15 protein-coding genes and 3 pseudogenes are annotated in these 19397 nt (G+C 60.2%); 8 read left to right on the top strand and 10 right to left on the bottom strand.

Features of this window, described 5'->3' with window-relative positions:
• Positions 1-375 precede the first annotated feature (375 nt).
• The 5 genes from M3436_07695 to M3436_07675 all read left to right on the top strand — a co-directional run bounded on the left by M3436_07695 (position 376) and on the right by M3436_07675 (position 4948).
• Positions 376-873, top strand: a complete 498-nt coding sequence (locus M3436_07695; GenBank protein ID MDQ3564014.1) for a hypothetical protein — start codon at positions 376-378, stop codon at positions 871-873.
• Complete coding sequence (locus M3436_07690) at positions 870-2831, top strand: ATP-binding protein (GenBank protein MDQ3564013.1); 1962 nt, start codon at positions 870-872, stop codon at positions 2829-2831. The genes M3436_07695 and M3436_07690 overlap by 4 nt, the downstream gene beginning before the upstream one ends.
• Positions 2832-2992: 161 nt before the next feature.
• Positions 2993-3199, top strand: a complete 207-nt coding sequence (locus tag M3436_07685) for a hypothetical protein (GenBank protein ID MDQ3564012.1) — start codon at positions 2993-2995, stop codon at positions 3197-3199.
• A 391-nt stretch (positions 3200-3590) separates the two neighbouring features.
• A complete protein-coding gene (locus M3436_07680) occupies positions 3591-4253 on the top strand; it encodes a hypothetical protein (GenBank protein MDQ3564011.1) in 663 nt (220 codons plus the stop codon).
• A gap of 236 nt (positions 4254-4489) precedes the next feature.
• On the top strand, positions 4490-4948 hold the full coding sequence (locus M3436_07675; GenBank protein MDQ3564010.1) for a PA2169 family four-helix-bundle protein: 459 nt from the start codon (positions 4490-4492) through the stop codon (positions 4946-4948).
• 73 nt (positions 4949-5021) lie between these two features.
• Here the strand turns inward: M3436_07675 and M3436_07670 are convergent, their stop codons facing one another.
• Positions 5022-5222 carry a hypothetical protein gene (locus M3436_07670; GenBank protein ID MDQ3564009.1) on the bottom strand — a complete coding sequence of 67 codons (201 nt, stop codon included), beginning with the start codon at positions 5220-5222 and terminating at the stop codon, positions 5022-5024.
• Between M3436_07670 and M3436_07665 the strand changes: the two are divergent.
• From M3436_07665 to M3436_07655, 3 genes and pseudogenes are all read left to right on the top strand, one after another.
• A pseudogene (locus M3436_07665) lies at positions 5221-5397 on the top strand (IS6 family transposase). The gene M3436_07670 and the pseudogene M3436_07665 sit on opposite strands and share 2 nt — an antisense overlap.
• Before the next feature lie 159 nt (positions 5398-5556).
• Positions 5557-6057 carry a hypothetical protein gene (locus tag M3436_07660; protein ID MDQ3564008.1) on the top strand — a complete coding sequence of 167 codons (501 nt, stop codon included), beginning with the start codon at positions 5557-5559 and terminating at the stop codon, positions 6055-6057.
• Between the two features lie 95 nt (positions 6058-6152).
• Positions 6153-6731: pseudogene (locus M3436_07655) on the top strand (DUF2959 domain-containing protein).
• 347 nt (positions 6732-7078) lie between these two features.
• On the opposite strand, the gene M3436_07650 reads toward M3436_07655, so the two are convergent.
• The 9 genes and pseudogenes from M3436_07650 to M3436_07610 all read right to left on the bottom strand — a co-directional run bounded on the left by M3436_07650 (position 7079) and on the right by M3436_07610 (position 19102).
• On the bottom strand, positions 7079-9130 hold the full coding sequence (locus M3436_07650; protein MDQ3564007.1) for a DEAD/DEAH box helicase: 2052 nt from the start codon (positions 9128-9130) through the stop codon (positions 7079-7081).
• Complete coding sequence (brxD, locus tag M3436_07645; GenBank protein MDQ3564006.1) at positions 9127-10434, bottom strand: BREX system ATP-binding protein BrxD; 1308 nt, start codon at positions 10432-10434, stop codon at positions 9127-9129. The genes M3436_07650 and brxD overlap by 4 nt, the downstream gene beginning before the upstream one ends.
• Positions 10431-13000 (bottom strand): annotated as a pseudogene (pglZ, locus tag M3436_07640) (BREX-2 system phosphatase PglZ). Before pglZ ends, brxD begins: the two are co-directional and overlap by 4 nt.
• Positions 13001-13005: 5 nt before the next feature.
• Positions 13006-14736 carry a hypothetical protein gene (locus tag M3436_07635; GenBank protein ID MDQ3564005.1) on the bottom strand — a complete coding sequence of 577 codons (1731 nt, stop codon included), beginning with the start codon at positions 14734-14736 and terminating at the stop codon, positions 13006-13008.
• Between the two features lie 136 nt (positions 14737-14872).
• Positions 14873-15049 (bottom strand): hypothetical protein, encoded by a 177-nt coding sequence (locus M3436_07630; GenBank protein ID MDQ3564004.1) that lies wholly within the window; start codon positions 15047-15049, stop codon positions 14873-14875.
• Between the two features lies 1 nt (position 15050).
• Positions 15051-17072 carry a protein kinase gene (locus M3436_07625; protein ID MDQ3564003.1) on the bottom strand — a complete coding sequence of 674 codons (2022 nt, stop codon included), beginning with the start codon at positions 17070-17072 and terminating at the stop codon, positions 15051-15053.
• On the bottom strand, positions 17036-17872 hold the full coding sequence (locus M3436_07620) for an NERD domain-containing protein (GenBank protein MDQ3564002.1): 837 nt from the start codon (positions 17870-17872) through the stop codon (positions 17036-17038). Before M3436_07620 ends, M3436_07625 begins: the two co-directional genes overlap by 37 nt.
• 113 nt (positions 17873-17985) lie before the next feature.
• Positions 17986-18270, bottom strand: a complete 285-nt coding sequence (locus M3436_07615; GenBank protein ID MDQ3564001.1) for a cytochrome P450 — start codon at positions 18268-18270, stop codon at positions 17986-17988.
• Complete coding sequence (locus tag M3436_07610) at positions 18206-19102, bottom strand: cytochrome P450 (GenBank protein MDQ3564000.1); 897 nt, start codon at positions 19100-19102, stop codon at positions 18206-18208. Before M3436_07610 ends, M3436_07615 begins: the two co-directional genes overlap by 65 nt.
• Positions 19103-19397: the final 295 nt, after the last annotated feature.

The raw sequence follows: 19397 nt of genomic DNA, 5'->3' as shown, positions 1-19397 counted from the left end.
CTGCCCGCATTGCTTATGCTTTTCCGACGCATGCAGCCATCGATGCTTACAGCGCACCAACGGTCGGTGAAACCGCGTAAATATGAGCAAAGAGGACGAAGCGTTCTCGCATGCCACCCCTTACCAACTCGACTATGATTCACAAGACTGCAATCAGCGTGTAATTTTTCCTAGAATTTGGAATTCGCTACAGACACGTTCGACGCACTGGGCCTCGACTAGGAAGCGGATTCGCCCGGCCGGCAGGTCGGTCAGTCGCTGGTGGTCGGCGACTGTATGGGACAGTCAACCCTTTAGTACAATAGCCTACGGATCATCTGAACTGCCACGCAAACGACTTTAATTGGAGCAATGGCAATGCAATATGAGAGCAGCTTGGGACAGACAAAACACGAGCCCGTTATCGGCTATGCACACGACCGAGCGCCTGAAGGGGACGGCGCCGTGGGGCAGCGCGAGCCTTGGCGCCGTCTTCTGGCCGACGCAGCACCGCGCGATCACATCGTGCAGCTCTACCAGGATCAATACTTTCTCAATCGCGCGGTCTGTCGCTTCGCGGCTGCCGCGCTCGCCAACGGCGAGGTGCACGCTCGGATGCTGCCGAGGCTCGGGGAGAACCACTCGCACCTGATCCCCGTGGAAGATTACGCCCGCCTGGAGCGTGCCGTGGCCGACGCGCTCCGCGAGACCGTCGGCTCTGACGAGGCCCGTGTCCTTGAAGGGCGGCTCCTTGCGGACTATCCAACGCAGTTCCATATGCCGCGACCTCAGGCGCTACTGTTGGCGTTGCGCCAGGTTCTCCCGCTGGTAGCGGACGCCGTGCTGCAACGGAGCCGTACTCTATACACTGCCTCGGAGGAGTCGGACCGGTGACGAAGCCCTCGACGGCAACGGATGGTTGGTCCAGCGATATCTCCGGGGCGCATGGCGATGCCGCGAGTTCGGACTCGGTCCGCGCCGATCTCATCGGCATCCTCGACACGGTCGATCTTCCCATCGTCGTGGTTGGCCGCGACTTCACTAGCGCCCGTTTCAACCGGGCTGCGACAGCGGCGCTTTGCCTCACGCCATCTAATATTGGCCAATCCCCCCGCGACATCAGAGTGCTCACCGACCTGATGGATCTCGAGAAACTGTGCGCGCAGGTGATCGCCGACGGGGTACCATGCCGGCGCGAAGTTCGGCATGGGGACGGGTGGTTTCTGCTTCGGATTGCCCCGTACACAAGGCGCGATCATCAGATCGGGGGAACCGTGCTCACGTTGACGAACGTGACCGCTTTCCGCGCAAGTATCGAGCAAGCCATTTACGAACGTGAGTACACGAAGGCGATCCTCCATACGGTGATCGAGCCCTTGGTGGTCCTCGACGCCGACCTACGGGTGCAGACGGCCAACCGAGCCTTCTACGCGATGTTCCGGGTCTCGCGTGACGAAACGCAAGGTGTTCCGCTCTACAATCTGAAGAACTACGACTGGGACACTCCCCGGTTATGGACGCTGCTAAAAGAGACCCTTTCCGACACTACTGAGTTCCAGACCCTCGAGGTCGAGCACAACTTGCCGGCGATCGGACGTCGGACGCTCCTGCTCGACGCACGCCGGTTATCTCGAGAAGGTAATCCCGGGCACATGATTCTCCTGGCTTTCCAGGATATTAGCGAGCGTAAGCACGCCGAAGAAGTGCTCCGAGAGGCCGACCGCCGTAAGGACGAGTTCTGGGCGACGTTGGCCCACGAACTGCGAGGCCCGCTCGCCCCGCTCCGCAACATGCTGGAGATCATGAAGCGAGCGGACACCCACGGCGACTTGATCCAGCAGGCCCGCTCCACGATGGACCGGCAGTTGGGCCAGATGACCCGGCTCATTGACGACTTACTCGACGTGAGCCGCATCAGCCGGGGCAGGATCGAACTCAAGCTCGAGCGGGTCGAACTGGCATCGGTAGTTTATCAGGCCGTCGAAGCGTGCCGCCCGCTGGCCGAGTGTCACAATCATGAAGTGAACGTGACGCTACCGCCAGAGCCGATCCATCTGCACGCCGACCCGGTGCGGCTGGCACAGGTTTTCGGCAACCTCCTCAACAACGGCTGCAAGTACACGCAACCGGGCGGCCGCATCTGGCTGAGCGCCGAATTGGCGAGATCCCCTGAGGTCGTAGTGAAAATCAAGGATACCGGCATGGGCATCCCGACCGATAAACTTGACAGCATCTTTGAGATGTTCACCCAGGTTGATCAGACGCTGGAGCGGTCGCAAGGTGGACTCGGCATTGGCTTGACGCTGGTGAAGCGCCTGGTCGAGATGCACGGCGGATCGGTCGAAGCGTTCAGTGAAGGGGAAGGCCGGGGCAGTGAGTTCGTGGTGCGTCTGCCGGCCCTGATCGACAAGTTGCAAAGGCAACAACCGTCCGAGCCGACCGGGAACGAGCGGACGGCGATGACAACCCGCCGCATTCTTGTCGTCGATGACAATCGGGACGGTGCGGCGTCGCTTGCCATGTTGTTGAAGCTGACCGGCAACGAGACATACACTGCCCATGACGGCCTTGAGGCGGTGGAAGCGGCAGAGAGGTTCCGTCCCGACGTGGTGCTGCTCGACATCGGGCTGCCCAAGTTGAATGGCCGTGACGCCGCTCGACACATTCGTGAACAACCGTGGGGGGAGAACATGGTGCTGGTGGCTCTGACCGGATGGGGGCGGGAGGAAGACCGACGCAAGTCGAAAGACGCCGGGTTTGATGCTCACATGGTCAAGCCGGTGGACTACGCCGCCCTCAACAAGCTACTTGTTTCTCTGCCCTCAGAGCAGGGAGGGCACCTAATCGGGTAACCGGGGGGTGTTTAGCCCCAACCCCACACCACTACGGCATGCGGGTCCGCACCGGTCGGTTCACGAAAGTGGAGCACCGATGACATCAGGTATAGCCGTGCTTACGCAACCACCGCGCACGCACCGAGATCAAGTCTAGTCATGTCGGTGATCTGATCCATATGAAATACGGGCGTGCAGACGAAATTGAGGCCGACAAGCTCGGCCTATGTCTGATGAACCAGGCGGGATATCGCCCCGCCACACTCCTCGATGTCATGCGGATCCTCGCCGAAGCAGGAGGCCGCTCACCTCTTCCCGAGTTCGCGAGCACCACCTCCATCCGAGAAATCGCGCGAAAACGATCCAAGCCTACATCGAGGATTTGAGCGGCATGCACCCTTTGGCTTGGCGCCACCATCGCCCTAAGCGTGCTACGAGGCGAATGGGCCGCGTAAACACAAAATTCCGCCTGCAATTCTTACAATACGCCCGCACCTTTTACCGGTTCAGTTCACGGCTTGTCTCGTAGTTCGCTGAGCATTCGCTAGTAAAACAATGCGTTACAAAAGCGGTATACGCCATGCTACTCAGCGTTCGCGGCTAAATTAACTTTTGGAGAAAAGGCATATGGTATCAACCACACCCAATGAAGTTGCGACCACGAGAGGCGCACTCTACGCTAGCCCCGCAGCGGATGTTATAGCGACGAAGCGGATTTCGTGGGCCGCTGTTATCGCCGCCGTCATTATTGCGCTAGCGGTTCAACTAGTGCTGAACATGATAGGCGCAGGAATCGGCTTTAGCGCGATCGACCCGCTGCAAGGCGAAACCCCCAGCGCTACGACCTTTAGCGTAGCGGGCGGGATTTGGATGGTCGTGTCAAGCATGCTCGCGCTGTTTGCGGGTGGATGGCTTGCCAGCTATCTCGGGGGCTTAACGCGCGATGAAGACGGGATGCTGCACGGTTTAGCCGTCTGGGGTCTTTCCACCCTCTTTGTAGCGCTGTTCTTAATGACCGTGTTCAGCTCTTTGTTGGGAAGCACATTGAGCGGTCTCGGCTACGGAGCGGCGGCAGTGGCCCCGCAGGTGGCACAATCAGGAACGGCGACGAGTGCTCCGATTAGCGCGGAAGATATCCGAGTTTTGATCAATCAGCTCATTAGTGAGGGCAATACCAAGGAAGCATTAATCGATACGGTAGTGGCCCGTACGAGGATGGGCCGGGCAGAGGCAACCCAAGCAGTCGAGCAAGCGCAACGGACAGCGCGCGTCGCGGTGGATAAGACGGCTGAAGCGTTAGCCCACGTAATGCTCTGGGGGGCTTTATCACTTATCCTGGGCGCGATGGCGGCTGGATTAGGGGGTGACATAGGCGTACGTGACGCACGGCGAATTCCTGTACAGAGAATCGAGCCACGCGATCACACGCCGGCAGTTTAAAACCTCACCTTTTCGGTTTCGGTGTTTACGGTGAGGGGGCGGCCTCCCTCGCGTACGAACGCTGAAGCGTAATCTGAAGTTGATGGATGGCGTTGCGTTGCTCCTGAAGGAGATGGTGGCATTCGTTGTTTAACGACAGCGTGTTAGCTAAGTGCACATTGCGCCATGCTAGGGAGAAGAGAGCAGACGTTAATCGCGGCGAACGCTTTTATGAAGCCAACAAGAGGACTGTAATCATGACCAACGACGAGATAATCTCCACACTCGATGACTTGATTGAAACCTCCAAGGATGGGGAATATGGTTTTAACACCTGTGCGGAAGATGTGAAAGACATGCAACTCAAAAAGGTCTTTACGGCGGCGGCACAGCGATGTGCCGAAGGCGCCAACGAACTGCAAGAACAAGTACGCCGCTTAGGTGGAGATCCGGACAAACATAGCAGTGTCACCGGGACCCTCCATCGCGCCTGGGTGGATATCAAAGCGGCAATCATGGGCAAAGACGAGCTGGCTGTGCTCGAGGAATGCGAGCGCGGCGAAGATGTGGCGAAGAAAACCTATGAGAAAGCCTTAGTAAAAGGCTTACCGGAGGATATTCGATCTATCGTTCAGCGGCAGTATCAGGGCGTAGTAGAGAATCATGACCGCGTGCGGGATTTGCGCAACCGGTACCGGAAAGCGAATCCTCTTTGACTAACTGCCAAGGCTTCACCAAACCGATGTACGCGAGCACAATTGATATTAACGGTCCAGCTCGTCCCGAGTATCACGGAACACCCCCGATGTTCACCCCCACACGCTTCGCATAGTACTTCACCATCCTGTAGATCCCGTCCGCGGTCATTGCTCCCTCCACCGTCCCGCCCACGTTGTTCCTCACCGGCCGGAAGAGTGCTCCCTCCATCTCACCCCCATGCCCCGCGGCGGTTTTGTCAACTCGAGTGGCGATCGTCCATAATCCTGGCATGAACCGTCAATCAAGCTATCGTGGTTATCGCTTCCCACCCGAGATCATCAGCCAGGCCGTGTGGCTCTACCATCGGTTCACGCTGAGCTTTACAGACATCGAAGATCTGCTGGCTAAGCGAGGAGTCATCGTTACCTGTGAATCCATTCGGCAGTGGTGCATGAAGTTCGGTCCGAACTATGCCAACCAGCCTCGCATAAGCTACGTTCGATAACTTTTCAAAACCGTCGGTCAGATCCCGAGCACCGAACGCCCGTAGTGCACGCATGTGCAGCACTCGAGACCGGCTCTTTGAGCCATGGTGCCAAACGCAGCTTAATGAAAGGAGCCCTCAATGAAAACACCAAAGCGAACCGCAGTGAACCGCCACGCGCGCACCGGTCTCGCGCTCTTCGATCTAACGAGAACCGTCGGCGAAATGGCCACGGCCGCGGCCCAGACGATCCATCATCGCACTCAACGGATGGCCCGGGCCGGGCTCAGCCCGAGTGCCCGTGACCGGAAGGAGTTCTTGTCGATGGGCCAAGAGAAGCTTGAGGCCGCGGCAGAATCGAGCACGGTCACCGAGGCGATGGCTTTCAACCAGCGTCTTGCGCGGATGGCGCTCGGGCAGATGCAGGCGCAGACGGCGACCTGGTCCGGCGCGGCGCTCGGTACACCGCACGGGTGGATGAATGCCTATTCCCGCCTGGTGCAAGGCGCATTCACCAACTCGCAGGCGATCGGCGCAGCGGTCGGCCATGCCCTGGTCCGTTCCGCGGCCGCTGGTCTCAAACCCATACACGGGCGCGCGCGAGCCAACGCCGAACGGCTAGGGCGAAGGAAGCGGCGTTGATCGAACGATTCCAACCAGGCCGAGCGGTACGGGCGTGCGGGTGCGCGGTGACGATTGTGCTGCTTTCCGCTTGCTCTTCACCCTACTACAACGTGATGGAACGCTTGGGCTTTCCCAAGCGCGACATCCTCGTCGATCGGGTCGAGGCGGCGCGGGACAGTCAGGAACAGGCGGCAGAGCAGTTCAAGGACGCCTTGGAAAAGTTTCTCGCGGTGACCGGGTTTAAAGGGGGCGCGTTGCAAGAGAAGTACGATCAACTCGAATCCGAGTACGAGCAGAGTGAGGCGCGGGCCACCGAGGTACACCAGCGCGTCGAGGGCGTCGAAGATGTGGCCAAGTCCCTGTTCGATGAGTGGGAGTCGGAGCTCGATCAGTAGACGAGCGCGCCCTTACGGCATAGTAGCGAGCGGCAGCTGCAGCAGACCCGCGCACAATACGGTCAGCTCCTCCGCGCGATGAAGCGCGCCGAGGCCAAGATGGACCCCGTCCTGGCCGCCTTTCACGACCAGGTGCTATTTCTCAAGCACAACCTCAACGCCCGTGCGATCGCCTCGCTCAAAGGCAACCTGGCCTCGATCGAAGCGGACATCGCGGTACTTATCCGGGAGATGGAGGCGTCGATTCGAGAGGCCAATCGCTTTATCGATTCGATGAACGTGGCACAAATTTCATGAACGTCGGCACAACCTCTTCCGATTGGTCGTCATCTTATTCGCGCGTATCAGTAGTCCGTGCACGCTCGCATTCCATCTGGCGACAAGCTCGCCGGGTCCCGGAAATATACGTTTCGGGATACCCATGTTCGGCGGCGTGCAGTTTTACCGCACCGAATGTTGGTCCGCAAAACCGATGCGGTACGAAGCGATACAAGGCGTTACGAGGCGATATTTAACGATATTGCGGACCGGAAAATCAACTAACGTATTGAATATAAACGATTCTATCAAGGACTGAAAATCCCTGTGTCGGTGGTTCGATTCCGCCCCTGGCCACCAATAAAAACAATAGCATGTGTGGCACTTTACACGTGGTCTGCGGCTGAAAGCACGCGTTGAACCCAGATGCGAGACAGCAATGAGTGCGGGAGCAGGTCGGCAAACTTCATTCGGTCGATACCGGACGATGGCGGGACAGGGGCCAAAGCCGCTACCGCATCCCATCCACCGGCTGCAGCTACGTGCGTCGGATCAACTGCAACGCGGATGCAGTAGGAATCGACTGACTTGCAGCGTCCGCCGAGGGCTTCCAGCTTTGCCGCGAGTATCAGGTTTGCGGCGTAGCCGCCGTATGTCCACCACTCGAAGGACCCATCCTGCAATTTGAGAGGGCCCTCGGTTAGCGTGTGGCTCTGCTCGCTAAGAACTTCTTCCAGTCGTGTCCGTGACCGCTTTGTCAGGATGTTCTCCATGTCCTCATTGGCGCCCCGCAGGATATCGCGGACGCCGCGAGCCAGCTCACGAGATACTCCACGCGCTTCGCCAATCCATTGGCTGCGCCCTTTCTCCTCAACCGCCTCAACGTAAACAGTCTCGCGCGGCCAGTCGATTGATGCGACACGCCAGGATCGTCCACCCAGGGCAAGAACTCGTGGCCCTTCTTTAGCAGCCGCAAGACTCGATGGATCAACGTCGCCGAGGTGCTTGTTGCCGAGAAGGACAGTAAATGCCCTGGGCGAATCGAAGGAAACGCATAGTTCGGCGAGCCGTTTGCCCTTGAATCGCGACTCGCCCTTTGGGCCGAGATGCAGGAGGTGACCCTCCCGAATCAGGTGACCGCTTTCAAAGAGGTGGCCGAGCAACGAAGGCCACATATCAGTGAGGCATCTTCGAAACTCCGGCACGCGACCCAGCGTGTGGTTGAGTTCGCTCTCGTCCAACTCAAGGCCCCGCTCAAAGAGCATTCCGAAAAGCTGCTGCACGAGAATGTGGTAAGGGGCTGGCGGACCCTTTACGGGTTCGACATAGCCAGCACGGAACAAGCCGACGATAGCCAGCGACTCGAGAAGCCCTTGGTCATGGGTCGCGAGGAAAAGCATACTCCGCGTCGATCCTGCCCGCCGCCCGGTGCGTCCAAGTCGCTGCAGGAAGACGGCAACCGAGCCTGGCGCATTGATCTGGATAACACGGTCAAGGTCGCCTACGTCCAGCCCTAGCTCCAATGTGCTCGTCGCGACGATGACGCAGTTCTGGCCCTCGGAGAAAGCCTGCTCCGCTTGCCGGCGTGTATCGGCGGATAGTGCGGCATGCGATACAAACACACTCACGCCGCGCGCTCGAAGCGCAAGCGACAGTTCTTCGACCTTGCTGCGGCTGTCGCAGAACACCAAACGCTTCTCCCCCCTGTGAATCTGGCTGATGACCGTGGCCGCATTGTCGAGCGAACCCACGTAGTCCACCTGCAACTCAGGCTGTGCTGACGGTGCCACGATATGAATAAGGGAGGACATGCCTTCGCAATGACCCGCAAGCCACTCTAGGAGTGCTTGCGGCTCGCCGACGGTGGCCGACAGACCGATTCGTTGTTGCTCTTTCCCAGAGAGGCGTCTGATTCGCTCAAGCAAGGCCAAGACATGCCAGCCGCGGTCGTCACCGGCAAACGCGTGCAACTCGTCGATGACCACGCAACGGACGTTTCCAAGCAAGCGCTCGTGGTCGCGGCGACTGCCGATCAGTATGCCTTCGAGCGACTCTGGCGTTGTAAGAAGCACGTCGGGAAGGTCGCGCTCGGCCCTGCGCTTTTCGCCAACCGATATGTCGCCATGCCATAGCTGAGCCCGCCGTCCAACAAATCCGGCCAGACGCGAAAGACGAGCCTCCAGATTATTTAGCAGTGCCTTGATCGGACAGACGTAGAGCACAGAAAGGCCCTGCCAGTCCTCCGTCAACATTCGCGACAACACAGGAAGAACCGCCGCCTCAGTCTTGCCTCCGGCTGTCGGGGCAATTAGCAGCGCGTGATGGCCATCAAGAATTGGGGAGAGACTCTGTTGCTGAAGCGGTCGCAATTGCGGCCAGCCGAGGGAGTTGACGATGTGAAATTGGATCGCCGGGTGAAGGCGCTGAACGGGATTCACAGATCAAGCTCGATGTCGTCGGGCGAGATCGCCCGGCGCTCCTGACTATTCAGTTCAGCGGCTGAAATCGAGATTCCATAGTCGCGCCGCGGCTCAAAGTCTGGGAATTGATCAACCCGGTCCAGCACCTCTGCCACGAGTTTTTTCAAGAAGATTCTCGGCGCAACCCCGACCTTGCCGCCCAAGTGGCCGGTCACGGTGGCGGCAAGATCGCCCAGCAATGCATCGTCGACCTTCTTGAGTATTCGGTCCTCATTCGTGGCGCGCGAAGCGAACACTCCCCGCACATTCCGACCGACCTCAATCAGCTTCGGCATATCGAACGGCTGAAGCCGTATTTGTACAGCACGCGGATTGTCGAATCGCGCCTCCTTGCCAAAGTCAACGTGGAGCCGCTGTGCTAGAGGCGGAAGCCGCTGGGCACCTTGGGGGCCATCGAAAAATGAAGGCGTGCCAGTGATCAGCAAGTAGAGGCCGGGAAATCTGCCGGCATCGACCTCGTCCATGAACTGCCGCAGCGCGTTGAGACTCTTCTCGCGCACGTCTCCGCGTACCCTCTGCAGCGTCTCGACTTCATCGAGTACAAGCACCAGACCTGCGAAGCCCGTGTCGCGAAGAATTACCAGCAGCCCCTGCAGAAACCCCAAGGCACCGAAGTGGTCTATGTCCCCCTTGATGCCCGCCGACCGTTTAACGGAAGCGGAGACGTTCGGCTGGCCGGACATCCAAGCGATTAAGCCACTCGCAACGTCCTCCTGGCCAGCGGCAACTGATTCGCGATAAGCCCGTAGGCACGCGCCAAATGCTGGGGCATGGCGCTCGATTGATCGCAGGCGCTCTCGCATCAATGTGGCGGTCTTTGCCAGAAGCTCGCCCTCGCCAACGGCAGCGTCGCGAGAGACCACTTCTTCCTCAAGCGAATAAAACCAGCCGTCGATGATTGAACGGAGCGCGCCCCTCGGTTCCTCGGCGGTGCTCAGATGTTCGGTCAGGCGACGGTAAACAGTCTCCAGCCGATGTAGCGGCGTTTCGGTTTCGGAGATCTGTACTTCTGCGGCTGCGAAGCCCTTGTTTTTCGATAGTCCCTGAAACCAGCGCGCAAAGAACGTCTTGCCAGTCCCGTATTCGCCCCGCAGAGCCTTGAACCGACCACGGCCCTGAGCGCATTGATCAAGCTCAGCTTCCAACGTGGCACGGTAGGGATCCAGGCCCACCGCGAAGGCATCCAACGCAGACTCCGGCACCGTGCCTCGCCGCAGTGCGTCGAGAATTTCATCAGCGCGCGCCCGCGAAAGGGATGTCATATCTCGAACTGCGTCCTCAACAGGCGCAGGTCCAGGATCGTCGTATTCGATCCGGGCTCCATCGTGACGACAGGATAGCCGTCCACGTTCAGCATGCGCTGCATGATCGAAAGCACTCCGCGCATGCGTAGTTGCGGCTGCTGGATCGCGGCGGCGAGCAGTTCAACGTTCGCCCGACCGCCACGCTCGTCGAGACAGTTCAGGAGCTGGCGCAACCGCTGATCGTCCAGCGCGATCCGTCCGACGCGCTCCCTCTGCCGCATCAACATTTCGCTTGCAAGCAACTCCTCGATCCACGTAGTTTTTCTGGGCGCGGCGAAGAGATCCTCTGTTTGGTTTTTCTTGACAGTTGGTTTAGGCTTCTCGGCAACAAACTGTGGACCGCGCTCAGCCGTCCACCAGTCGGGCGGCACTAGAATGTCGGGAACAAACCCCTGCGCCGGCGATGCTTCCGTTGTCCAGATGCCGAAAGGCACCAGCATCTCCTGTAGGGTAACGCCGCCGTGATAGCCGTTCTTTTTCGTGGAATAGCGGATGGATTCCGACCACGGAACGATGACATCGGAGCCGATCAGCGCCTTGACCCTTGGTCCGCCGATCCGGATTTCCCCTTGCGATACCTCACCGGTGGCAGGTCGCCAGCGTTCTGCCTCGCCGACATTTCGGTGCTCGGTATTGCGCTCCAGCACATGCCCGTGATCGCTGGTGATGACGATAGTTCGTGACGCACTCTTGGCCTGGGGGAGGATTGCCCCAAGCAACGGTATCGCTTCGACCGACCAGTCGATGCGCACCTGTTCGGATTTGGCCAGCGCGTCGTCGATCGCATTGATGACGATGCCGACCACGCGTTGTTCCGGATCGCCCAGCAACTCCGTCGCCCGGCGGGACAGTTGGTTACCGTCCTGGAGCTCCCCTTTGTGCAGCAGCACGGGCGGCTTGGAGCGTCGCGAGGCGCGCTTCAAGCCCTCATGCGCAGCGAAGGCCGGTTTTTCGTGTGCCAAGTTGCCGCGCATGAGGCGACCCGCCAGAAGGCTAGCCCGGCTGCATTCGGTGACCGATGGCACCGTCGCCAGAAGAGACGGGGGTGCATTGTCACGCTTCCACGCAGTCCATCCGCTGCGCGCCAGTTCCAAGGCGATGGGCAGGTAGACGTCCAACTCATCCCGTCCAGAACAATAAGGGCTATGGGCTGATTCGCAGCCAGTGGGGCGACCAATTCGGACAGGGCGGCTTCGACGGGCAGGACGCCACTCGGTTGAGCGCCACTTTCAGCGCGCTGCGCGATCTGCTCGCCGAATCGGCGATCGGAATCGGAGCGACGGGCGGCGATACGATCCAGCAGCTTGGTGACCGCTCGGGCGAGCGGATCAGGTCGAACCGCGCGCAGGCCGCGCCGCGCCCAGTCTTCCCACGCACCCTGCTGCAGGTACTCGATGACGCCGAAGGACGCTGAGCCGCCGACCGCCAGACTCGCTTCGCGCCGACACAGGCGGACGACCATGTGTGCCGTTGCCGGGCCAGGGTGGTCACGCGGGACCAGCGAATGAGCAATAACGTGCTCGGCTGCGCGCTCAACCTCCTGCAAAGCAGACTCGTTCCTGAGGAATGCGCGCAGGGCTTCGGCCAAGACTTCGAGCCGGCTATCCAACGCCTCTGGCAGGACGCTGTTGACGCCCACAAATGCATCCGCTCCGATCGCCTTGAGCAAATCCATCGCGGTGCGAAAGACCGCTTGCCTGCGGCTCTCATCGTGCGCCAGCACCAGACGCTTCGCGGCTTCCGCCCACCGCCGTCCATCTCCTTCGGACAGCCGATGGCCGCCGACACGCGGCTCGAGTCGAACGCGGGCGTCCCGCAAGTCCGCTTGCGCCTGTAGAGAGGGGCCGAACAGCACCTCGCAGGCCAGGCCGATGCCGACCACCGCGTGCCCATTTCCAGCGCTGACCGCTCCAAGGATGGCGCCGGCCACCGACCCTAGCTTTTCCAAGAGATAGCGACGGTAAACGTCCCGCCGCTCTTCGGACAGCTCGTTCCATGCGGGCGCGCCCTTTTCAAAGCAGGACAGCAAGGTTTCCAGGTCAGTCCCGCCATCGCTAAAGCCGAGGAGCCGCCCAACGCAGGCGTCGAGCGCATCGTCGTAAGTCAGCACCGCTACTGGTTGCGGGCGGCGCCGCGGAGAGGCCTCCAGAAGAGCGTCGGGAATCCACGGGATCGAATACAGACGAGGATCGATCTGGAGAGCGCCAAATGCATCCGCCACCATCTGCCAGCGATCGACGTGCAAGAGCTTGTGGCGAAACAGCCTCGCCAGAACGTCTTGTCCCAGCTCACTCTCCTCAAATCCCACGAGAACGACCTGTGGCTGCTCCGACACCTCAATCAGCGCCTCGCGCAATTCCAAAGGCGAGCCGCAAAAACGCACGGGGATGGAGCGGTCCCCAACCTGCAATGCATCACCGTTCTGCCACGGCGTTTGCCAGGCGTACGCGAACACTTCGGGCCCACTAGCCTGGGCCAGGGCCTTGGCGACGTGCTGCGAGAGTTGTGGTGCCGACACACTCATCGTGCTTACTCGGAATCCTTTGTGCGGAACACGCGGCATTCGATGTCCGCGCGTAGATCAGGATCCTTGGACAATACTTCCTCCACCTCTCTCATCAGTTCTCGAACACCGGCAACCGTCGCTCCTTGTTTCCGGATATGCCTGATTTCGGGTTTTCCCGGCGGCGCAACCGGGGGCGGCTCAGGTGGTGGTGGTGGCTGCGGCGTTTCCAGAAGATCCAGCGCACGACGATGCTGCTCCGCCAGTTGCTGTTGAAGTGCTGTGACGTGCTCGTCGTCGCGCAACGCCGCGGCCATCGTGTCAACGATCGCCGTAGCTTGCGGCGATCCGGGCGCTCGTTTCCGTATGATCTCGATGACATCCCACTCTGACGACTTGAGGCACTGGGCAAGCCGATCCGCTTTCGCGATCGCAGCGCCCATTGCGGCGCCTGAGGTATCAAGCGGCGCCTTTGCTAGTCGTGAAACGACCGCGGCGGGCTCGCATTGGATAAGGGATTCGAGTGTCTGCGCACAGGCTGCGGCCGTCCGCGCCCGGTTTGTCGTCCTGTCCAGGCAGTACGCTCTTACTCGCCTGTCGAGCGCCGCGACGTAGGCACTCAGACCAGTGGACCTATCCTTGGCAGCAACACTAACCTTTTCGGTCAGAGACGCCACATTTGTCGCGTTGCGCGCGGCGGGAATAGCTTCACCGAAGATCTCGGCAGCCTGCTGAACGGCCTTGGTCCATTCCTCTTCAGACGGCAACGCCTGAGCCCGTAGTTCGCACTCCCGATTCAAGCCCCCGATGGCCGGCCGAATCGTCGCACCATGCAGATAGAAACTGCGGCCCGACTGTGCCGCCCAGGTCATGATGACGAGATCGCTGATGTCGTCCTGCAAGCCCATCGCGCGCGGCTCTTCACACCACTTGCGCAACTGGCCCACGGTCGGGTTCTGTACCTTGTGCTCAGCCAGCTTGCGTTCGAAGTGCGTGCGCCAGTGCTCGCTCAGCACCAGGTGTGCCTCACCGCAGATGCCCAGGTTCAGCGGTTGGGCGATGCGCCTCACGTCGTCGCGGACATTGCGCTCCATGCCGATCCGTCCGTCCGGTGAATCAACGGCCTGCTCGATTACGGCCCACACCTTTTTCAGACCGGTCCTTCGCACATCGCCCTCGAATGCCGGGTGGGCCGGAAACTGGAAGCTCAGCGCCTGATCCAGCAAGTGCTCCAGGCTTTCGCGGAATCCCCCTCCCGGAGGTGGCTGCAAGCGCAAGCCAGGGAGCAGGGACTCAAAGTGCTCGTCGAGATCATGCGTGGTGTCGATGGCGTTGCTGGCGCCCTGGGCGATGCCGTACGCCTGCTGCAAGGTCATGCTGACTCGCCGCTCCAGTTGATCGCGCTGATTTTTGAGGATCGTGCGGGCTTCGCTGCGCTCCGCGGGTTGCAGATGCGCGCCGTACTCTTCTAGCCGGCTGCCGGACAGCACATGGTTCAAGATCACTAGGCGGCCTAGATCGGCCAGCGCGCGTTCGTTGAGGAACGAGGGCAGCCACACCAAGGTACGAACGGATTCGTGGCGAGCTCTGACCTCCTGCACCTTGGCACGATCGTCCGCCGGCGTATGGCCGTCCTCATCGAACGGAAAGTCGATGATGGCGCGCCAACCTTCATTTCCCGACTTGAAGCTTTCGAACGGGAGCTCGCGTACGTTCTGGAACAGAAGTTCCGCCTTCCGAGATGTGCCCCGCCACAAGAAGCTGTAGTCCGACGGCAGCAGACCGACGCTCTGCGGATCAATCCCTGTCCCGTCACGCCAACGCCCTGGGTTATTCGGCGGTGGTGCTGTTCCTGGACGAGCTGATCCTGTGGCTGGCCAGCCACTCGGCTGATCAGCAGTTCCTGAACACCGAAGGCTGCAGTGGTGGGAAGCGCGATTCGACAAGGTGGTGCTGGACGACCGCAACCTGCCGGCGATCATCGAGCGGCGTCTGCTGCGCGTGAAGGACGACGACGACCGATCGGCGCCGGTTATCAAGCTGCCGGCGGGCACGGATGAGGATGCGCACCTTAGCTTGGTTGGGCTCCTAAATAGCTCGACGGCCTGCTTCTGGATGAAGCAGGTTTTTCACAACAAAGGTTTGTGACAGCCCACGTCTGCGCGTGAGCGGCAGTGCGGTCGTCAAGGCCGAGCCAAGCGCGCACCAGCGCCAAATCGGCCTCTTCCAGCTTGATGCCGGCAAGAGCGCTGACCAGCCGATCAATGCTGATCTGCTCAGGAGGCTCGTCGCCTTCGTCCGCCAATGAGGGCTGCGCGGACAGGCGCTCGGCCAGTTGCTCGCGCAGGGCACGGAGTTGACGAATCACGCGCTGACCGATACCGCGGTTGCGGTACATGCGGATGCCCGGTAGGTCCAGCAGTTCCCCTACCGTAGTGGCTCCAATCCGATCAGCAGCATTGAGCTCTCGGGCGGTCAGACCCAGCGCCGACAGGCGCGTGGAGCGCCCCAGGTCCTCGATAGCGGACAAGTCGACCAGCGGCGTTGCGGTGTCCCTATCGGTGTCGTCCGTGGTTGGGCGATCGATCTGCTGGAAGAGGTCGCGCCAGGCCAGATGCATCTCGTCGGCGTTGTCAAAGCGCTTGCGGGCATCGCGGTGGAGAGCTGTCGCGAAGAACCGAGTAAGCACCTCTCGCACGGAGGGATCAAACAGTTCCGTGTCGAGCCGGGCCTCCTCCTCCGTCCCCAGCGAGTCCATGCCGTTGTCGCCCCAGGTGGGCAGAATTCCGGTCGCGAGCTCGTAGAGCGTCATCGCTGCTGCGAACCGCTCGGCATACAAGTCCCAGCGCGTCGGTCTGCGCAGGATCAAGAATGGGTCCAGGTAGGGCGGCGTTCCCGCACGGATGTTGTCGGCTGGTGTTCGAGCCAGAGAGAAGTCGAACAGTTTCAACGTGAGCGCACTCTTGCGAGTTTTACCGATGCCGATGTTGACCGGCTTGATGTCGCGGTGGTTGACGCCTTCACGTTCCAGGTAGACGAGCACGTTGAGCAGCTCGTCCCCGAACCGCTCCAGCAAGTCCAGCGACAGCCGGCCTTCAGTGCGAAGGCGCTGATCGAGTGTCTTGTCGCCGGCTCGTTCCATGAAGATGGCAGCCAGGCCGTCGATCTCGAATTCGTCCAGGCACTTCACGATGTTGGGATGCCGCAACTCCTTCAGTACTGCTGCTTCGACGCGCACTCGATCGTTCAGGGAAGCTTCTTTGGCAATCTTGAGCACGCCGGCCTGGCCGTCTCGTTCCACGGCCAGGGCAACGCAAGTCGAGCCGCTGCCGAGGCGTTCCAGAACCGTGAAGCCGCCCGTAAGTTCATCGCCCTTGCTCGCATCGCGAGGATGCTTCCCACGCTTAGTTTCAGGAGTTGTCAGCTCGTCCTCGACTCCTTCAAGCAGCTTTAGAAACTCCTGAACACTGACCGGGCGATCGGGTGGATTGATGTCCGTCGCGAACTGGACCAGCTCCTGGAGGCTGTCGGGTGCGCCGTCCATCGCTTCGGAGATGCGGAGGCCCGGGCCGCTACGTGACTTTGCGATCAGTTCGTCCGGATCTGTCGCGGGATGCTTGCCAGTAAAGATGGCGTACGTAAGAGCGCCGAGCGAGAAGACATCGATACTGACTGGGTCATAGCCCTGTCCCGAGAGGACTTCGGGCGCCGCATACACCGTAGCACGCTCGTCAGCGATCAAGCCGACCTGGAAGCCGGCGTGCAGTGTAATGCGTGTGTCGGAGCGCGTTTCCGCACCAGAACTACCGCTCTGCCAGTCGCGCAGCAGCACAGACAGAGCACTGCCGTCGCGGACGACATCGATGGTCCACGGACTGATGGCGCGGTGATGGACGCTGCGTTGGTGCGCGTACTGCAGAGCCTCGGCCACCTGCCGGATCAGCTCTAGACGCGCATCGAGCGGCAGCGCCGGCAGGTCCGATTCAATGAAATGCGCCAGCCGCTGAGCGCCTGGCTTCAGCTCGTACACCAGCGCGGGGCCAACTTCGGTCTCGGTTAGCTGGATGGGCCGGAGGATGTTCTCGTGTTGCACGGTGGACAGCAGACGGTACTCGCGCAGGGCAATGTCCTTGCGCTCCCGCTTCTCGGTATCCGCAGCCTTCTGACTATGGGTGAGATCCGAACACGCTTGATGTCCGTAGCCAGGCGAACGTGCGACGCCTCCCAGTCCTGGAAGCGATCGTTCTCCCCAATCAACCGGGTGAGACGGTAGTCGCCGACCTGAGCGGAGGTGGATCGGCGACGTAGTCCGAGCTGCTCCATGGCCCGGCACAACGCCCGCTCGGCATCACGTCCTATGCCAGGACGGTTTTCGGCCTTGGTGGCCACCCCGGAAATGACATCGGTGATGCTGAATCGTCCATTCCGCTTTGCATCGGATCGCAGATACACATGTTGGCTGGAAACATCGTCCAGATCTATCGAACACTCCGGCGAGGAGAGAAAAATGGCCGGCTGTATAAACGGGACCTGGAGCTTCTTGAATGCCGGCTGACGCGCCAGCAGTGACTTCAGTTTCTTGGCCTTGCGGTTCGTGAGGAGCAGGGGGCTCTCTTCGATTCGTTCCCCGCCCTGATTGCGAATCGTCCAGGAATGCTGGCTCCCTGAAACGACTCCGCGCCAGCTCTTGATCTCGATGAGGTAGATGCGGTCCGTGGATATGACGAGCGCATCCACTTCGTTGATGCTGCCGTCTTCCGCGATGAACTCGAAGTTCGACCACGCACGAAACGGCGGTAGATCAGGCAGACCAGCGCGCAGCACCTCCAGCGCTTCTTGCTCGTGCGGAAACGCGGATGCCTGTACGACGTGCCAACGACCAGATTGGGTCACAAGTTCCCCATGTCGACCGACGTCCCTTGAAAAGGAAAGCCCGCGGTCGCATCCTCCCAATTCTCGCCCACCCCCGGAGCGAGAACGATCCATTGAAGCGCATCGCAGGTCCTCTACCGCCTGCTCAAGCGCATCATTATTCCATAGCGCGGCCGCAATGTAACGGTGGCATCCGGGGTAACCGGATGCTCCGGCAAAAGCTCAAAACGAAAATTCTGTGCGATAGTGGCTAACAGTAAAATGCCTTCCATCATGGCGAAAGTATTACCGATGCAGATGCGCGGCCCGCCGCCGAACGGGAAATAGGCGTAGCGGGGTAGCCGCTTCATCTGATCATGATCCCAGCGCGCCGGATGGAACGCTTGCGGATCTTCGAAGTACCTGGGATCGCGATGCATGACCCACGGGCTCATGAACACCGTCGCACCAGGCCAGCGCGGTAGTCTCGTGACCGGCGAGGAAGAAGGTGACCATCTCATCGCGTAACTGGGCATCGGTCAGCCGGCCCCCGTCCTCATAGCGCGCTTGCAGTAGCATCGACAACAGGTCATTGCTACCCGAAGCGGTCTCACGGCGTTTGCGAATGATGCCATAGACAAAGTTGTCGAGCTGAGCGATAGCGCCATGGAAGCGCCGATTGCGCGGGGTAGGGATCCAATCGGGTAGATAAAACAGGTTACGAAAGCGGCGGGTTATCTCTGCAATGATGATGTCGAACGCCGTGCGTATCTGCGCGATCTCTGCCATCACATCAGTACCGAACAAAGTTTGCGTTACAACATGCCCGGTAAGCTGGCGCATCTCTTGATCGATCGCGATCACGGTGTCGGGTTGCCAGGTGGCCGTGATCCGCTCCGCGCACGCGACCATCAGATCGCCGTAAGCCTTGATCCTTTCGTGGTGGAAAGCGGGTTGTAGTAAGCGCCTCTCGCATCGCCACGCTTCACCTTCGAGGACCAGCAGGCCGTGCTCTGCGACCCGTTTCGTATGACGCCAGAAGAAACTGTGCTTCTTGAAGTTGCTACGATCCGCGAGGAACACCTGCTCGATGAGATCCGGGTGATTGAGCAGAAAGGCCGGTCTGCGACCGAGGCGAAAGGCAACGCAATCTCCATAGTCGTGCGCGCAGCGCGTAAAAAAACTTAAGGGATCGCTACCGAATTCGAACAGGCTGCCGAGAAGCGGGACACCGCGCGGGCCCCAGCAAATTTCGGAGCGGTTACTTGGCATAAGCTCTCAATGGTACGGTCACGTACGACGCTACACAATATATCTCCGAACGAAGGGGGCGAAGTCAATCGGTGCTCTTCAAGGCGTGCATGCTAAATGACGGCGGGCCGCAGCCGCCGCCAGGCGTTTCGATGTGTAAAGCATGATACTGGGTTTTTAAACGGTCCCGGCAATCGATCTGCCTCAGCGCCAGTATTTTCTAATTCAAAGATGAGTCTGAAAGAAGGTAGTAAAGCCTGGCCTCCTAGGGTGAAAGAGTACTGGCCTCCGGGGATAGCTGGGGGCGTCGGGAGCC

This window comes from Pseudomonadota bacterium (assembly GCA_030859565.1).
Lineage (GTDB): Bacteria > Pseudomonadota > Gammaproteobacteria > JACCXJ01 > JACCXJ01 > USCg-Taylor.
This window is presented reverse-complemented; position numbering and strand designations above follow the sequence as displayed.

What these genes read in the sequence shown, in the direction of transcription:
- M3436_07685 (MDQ3564012.1), top strand. Translation starts at nt 2,993, where the DNA reads ATGAAATACGGGCGTGCAGACGAAATTGAGGCCGACAAGCTCGGCCTA.
- M3436_07680 (MDQ3564011.1), top strand. Translation starts at nt 3,591, where the DNA reads ATGATAGGCGCAGGAATCGGCTTTAGCGCGATCGACCCGCTGCAAGGC.
- M3436_07675 (MDQ3564010.1), top strand. Translation starts at nt 4,490, where the DNA reads ATGACCAACGACGAGATAATCTCCACACTCGATGACTTGATTGAAACC.
- M3436_07670 (MDQ3564009.1), bottom strand. Translation starts at nt 5,222, where the DNA reads ATGCCAGGATTATGGACGATCGCCACTCGAGTTGACAAAACCGCCGCG.
- M3436_07660 (MDQ3564008.1), top strand. Translation starts at nt 5,557, where the DNA reads ATGAAAACACCAAAGCGAACCGCAGTGAACCGCCACGCGCGCACCGGT.
- brxD (MDQ3564006.1), bottom strand. Translation starts at nt 10,434, where the DNA reads ATGACATCCCTTTCGCGGGCGCGCGCTGATGAAATTCTCGACGCACTG.
- M3436_07615 (MDQ3564001.1), bottom strand. Translation starts at nt 18,270, where the DNA reads ATGCATCGCGATCCCAGGTACTTCGAAGATCCGCAAGCGTTCCATCCG.
- M3436_07610 (MDQ3564000.1), bottom strand. Translation starts at nt 19,102, where the DNA reads ATGCCAAGTAACCGCTCCGAAATTTGCTGGGGCCCGCGCGGTGTCCCG.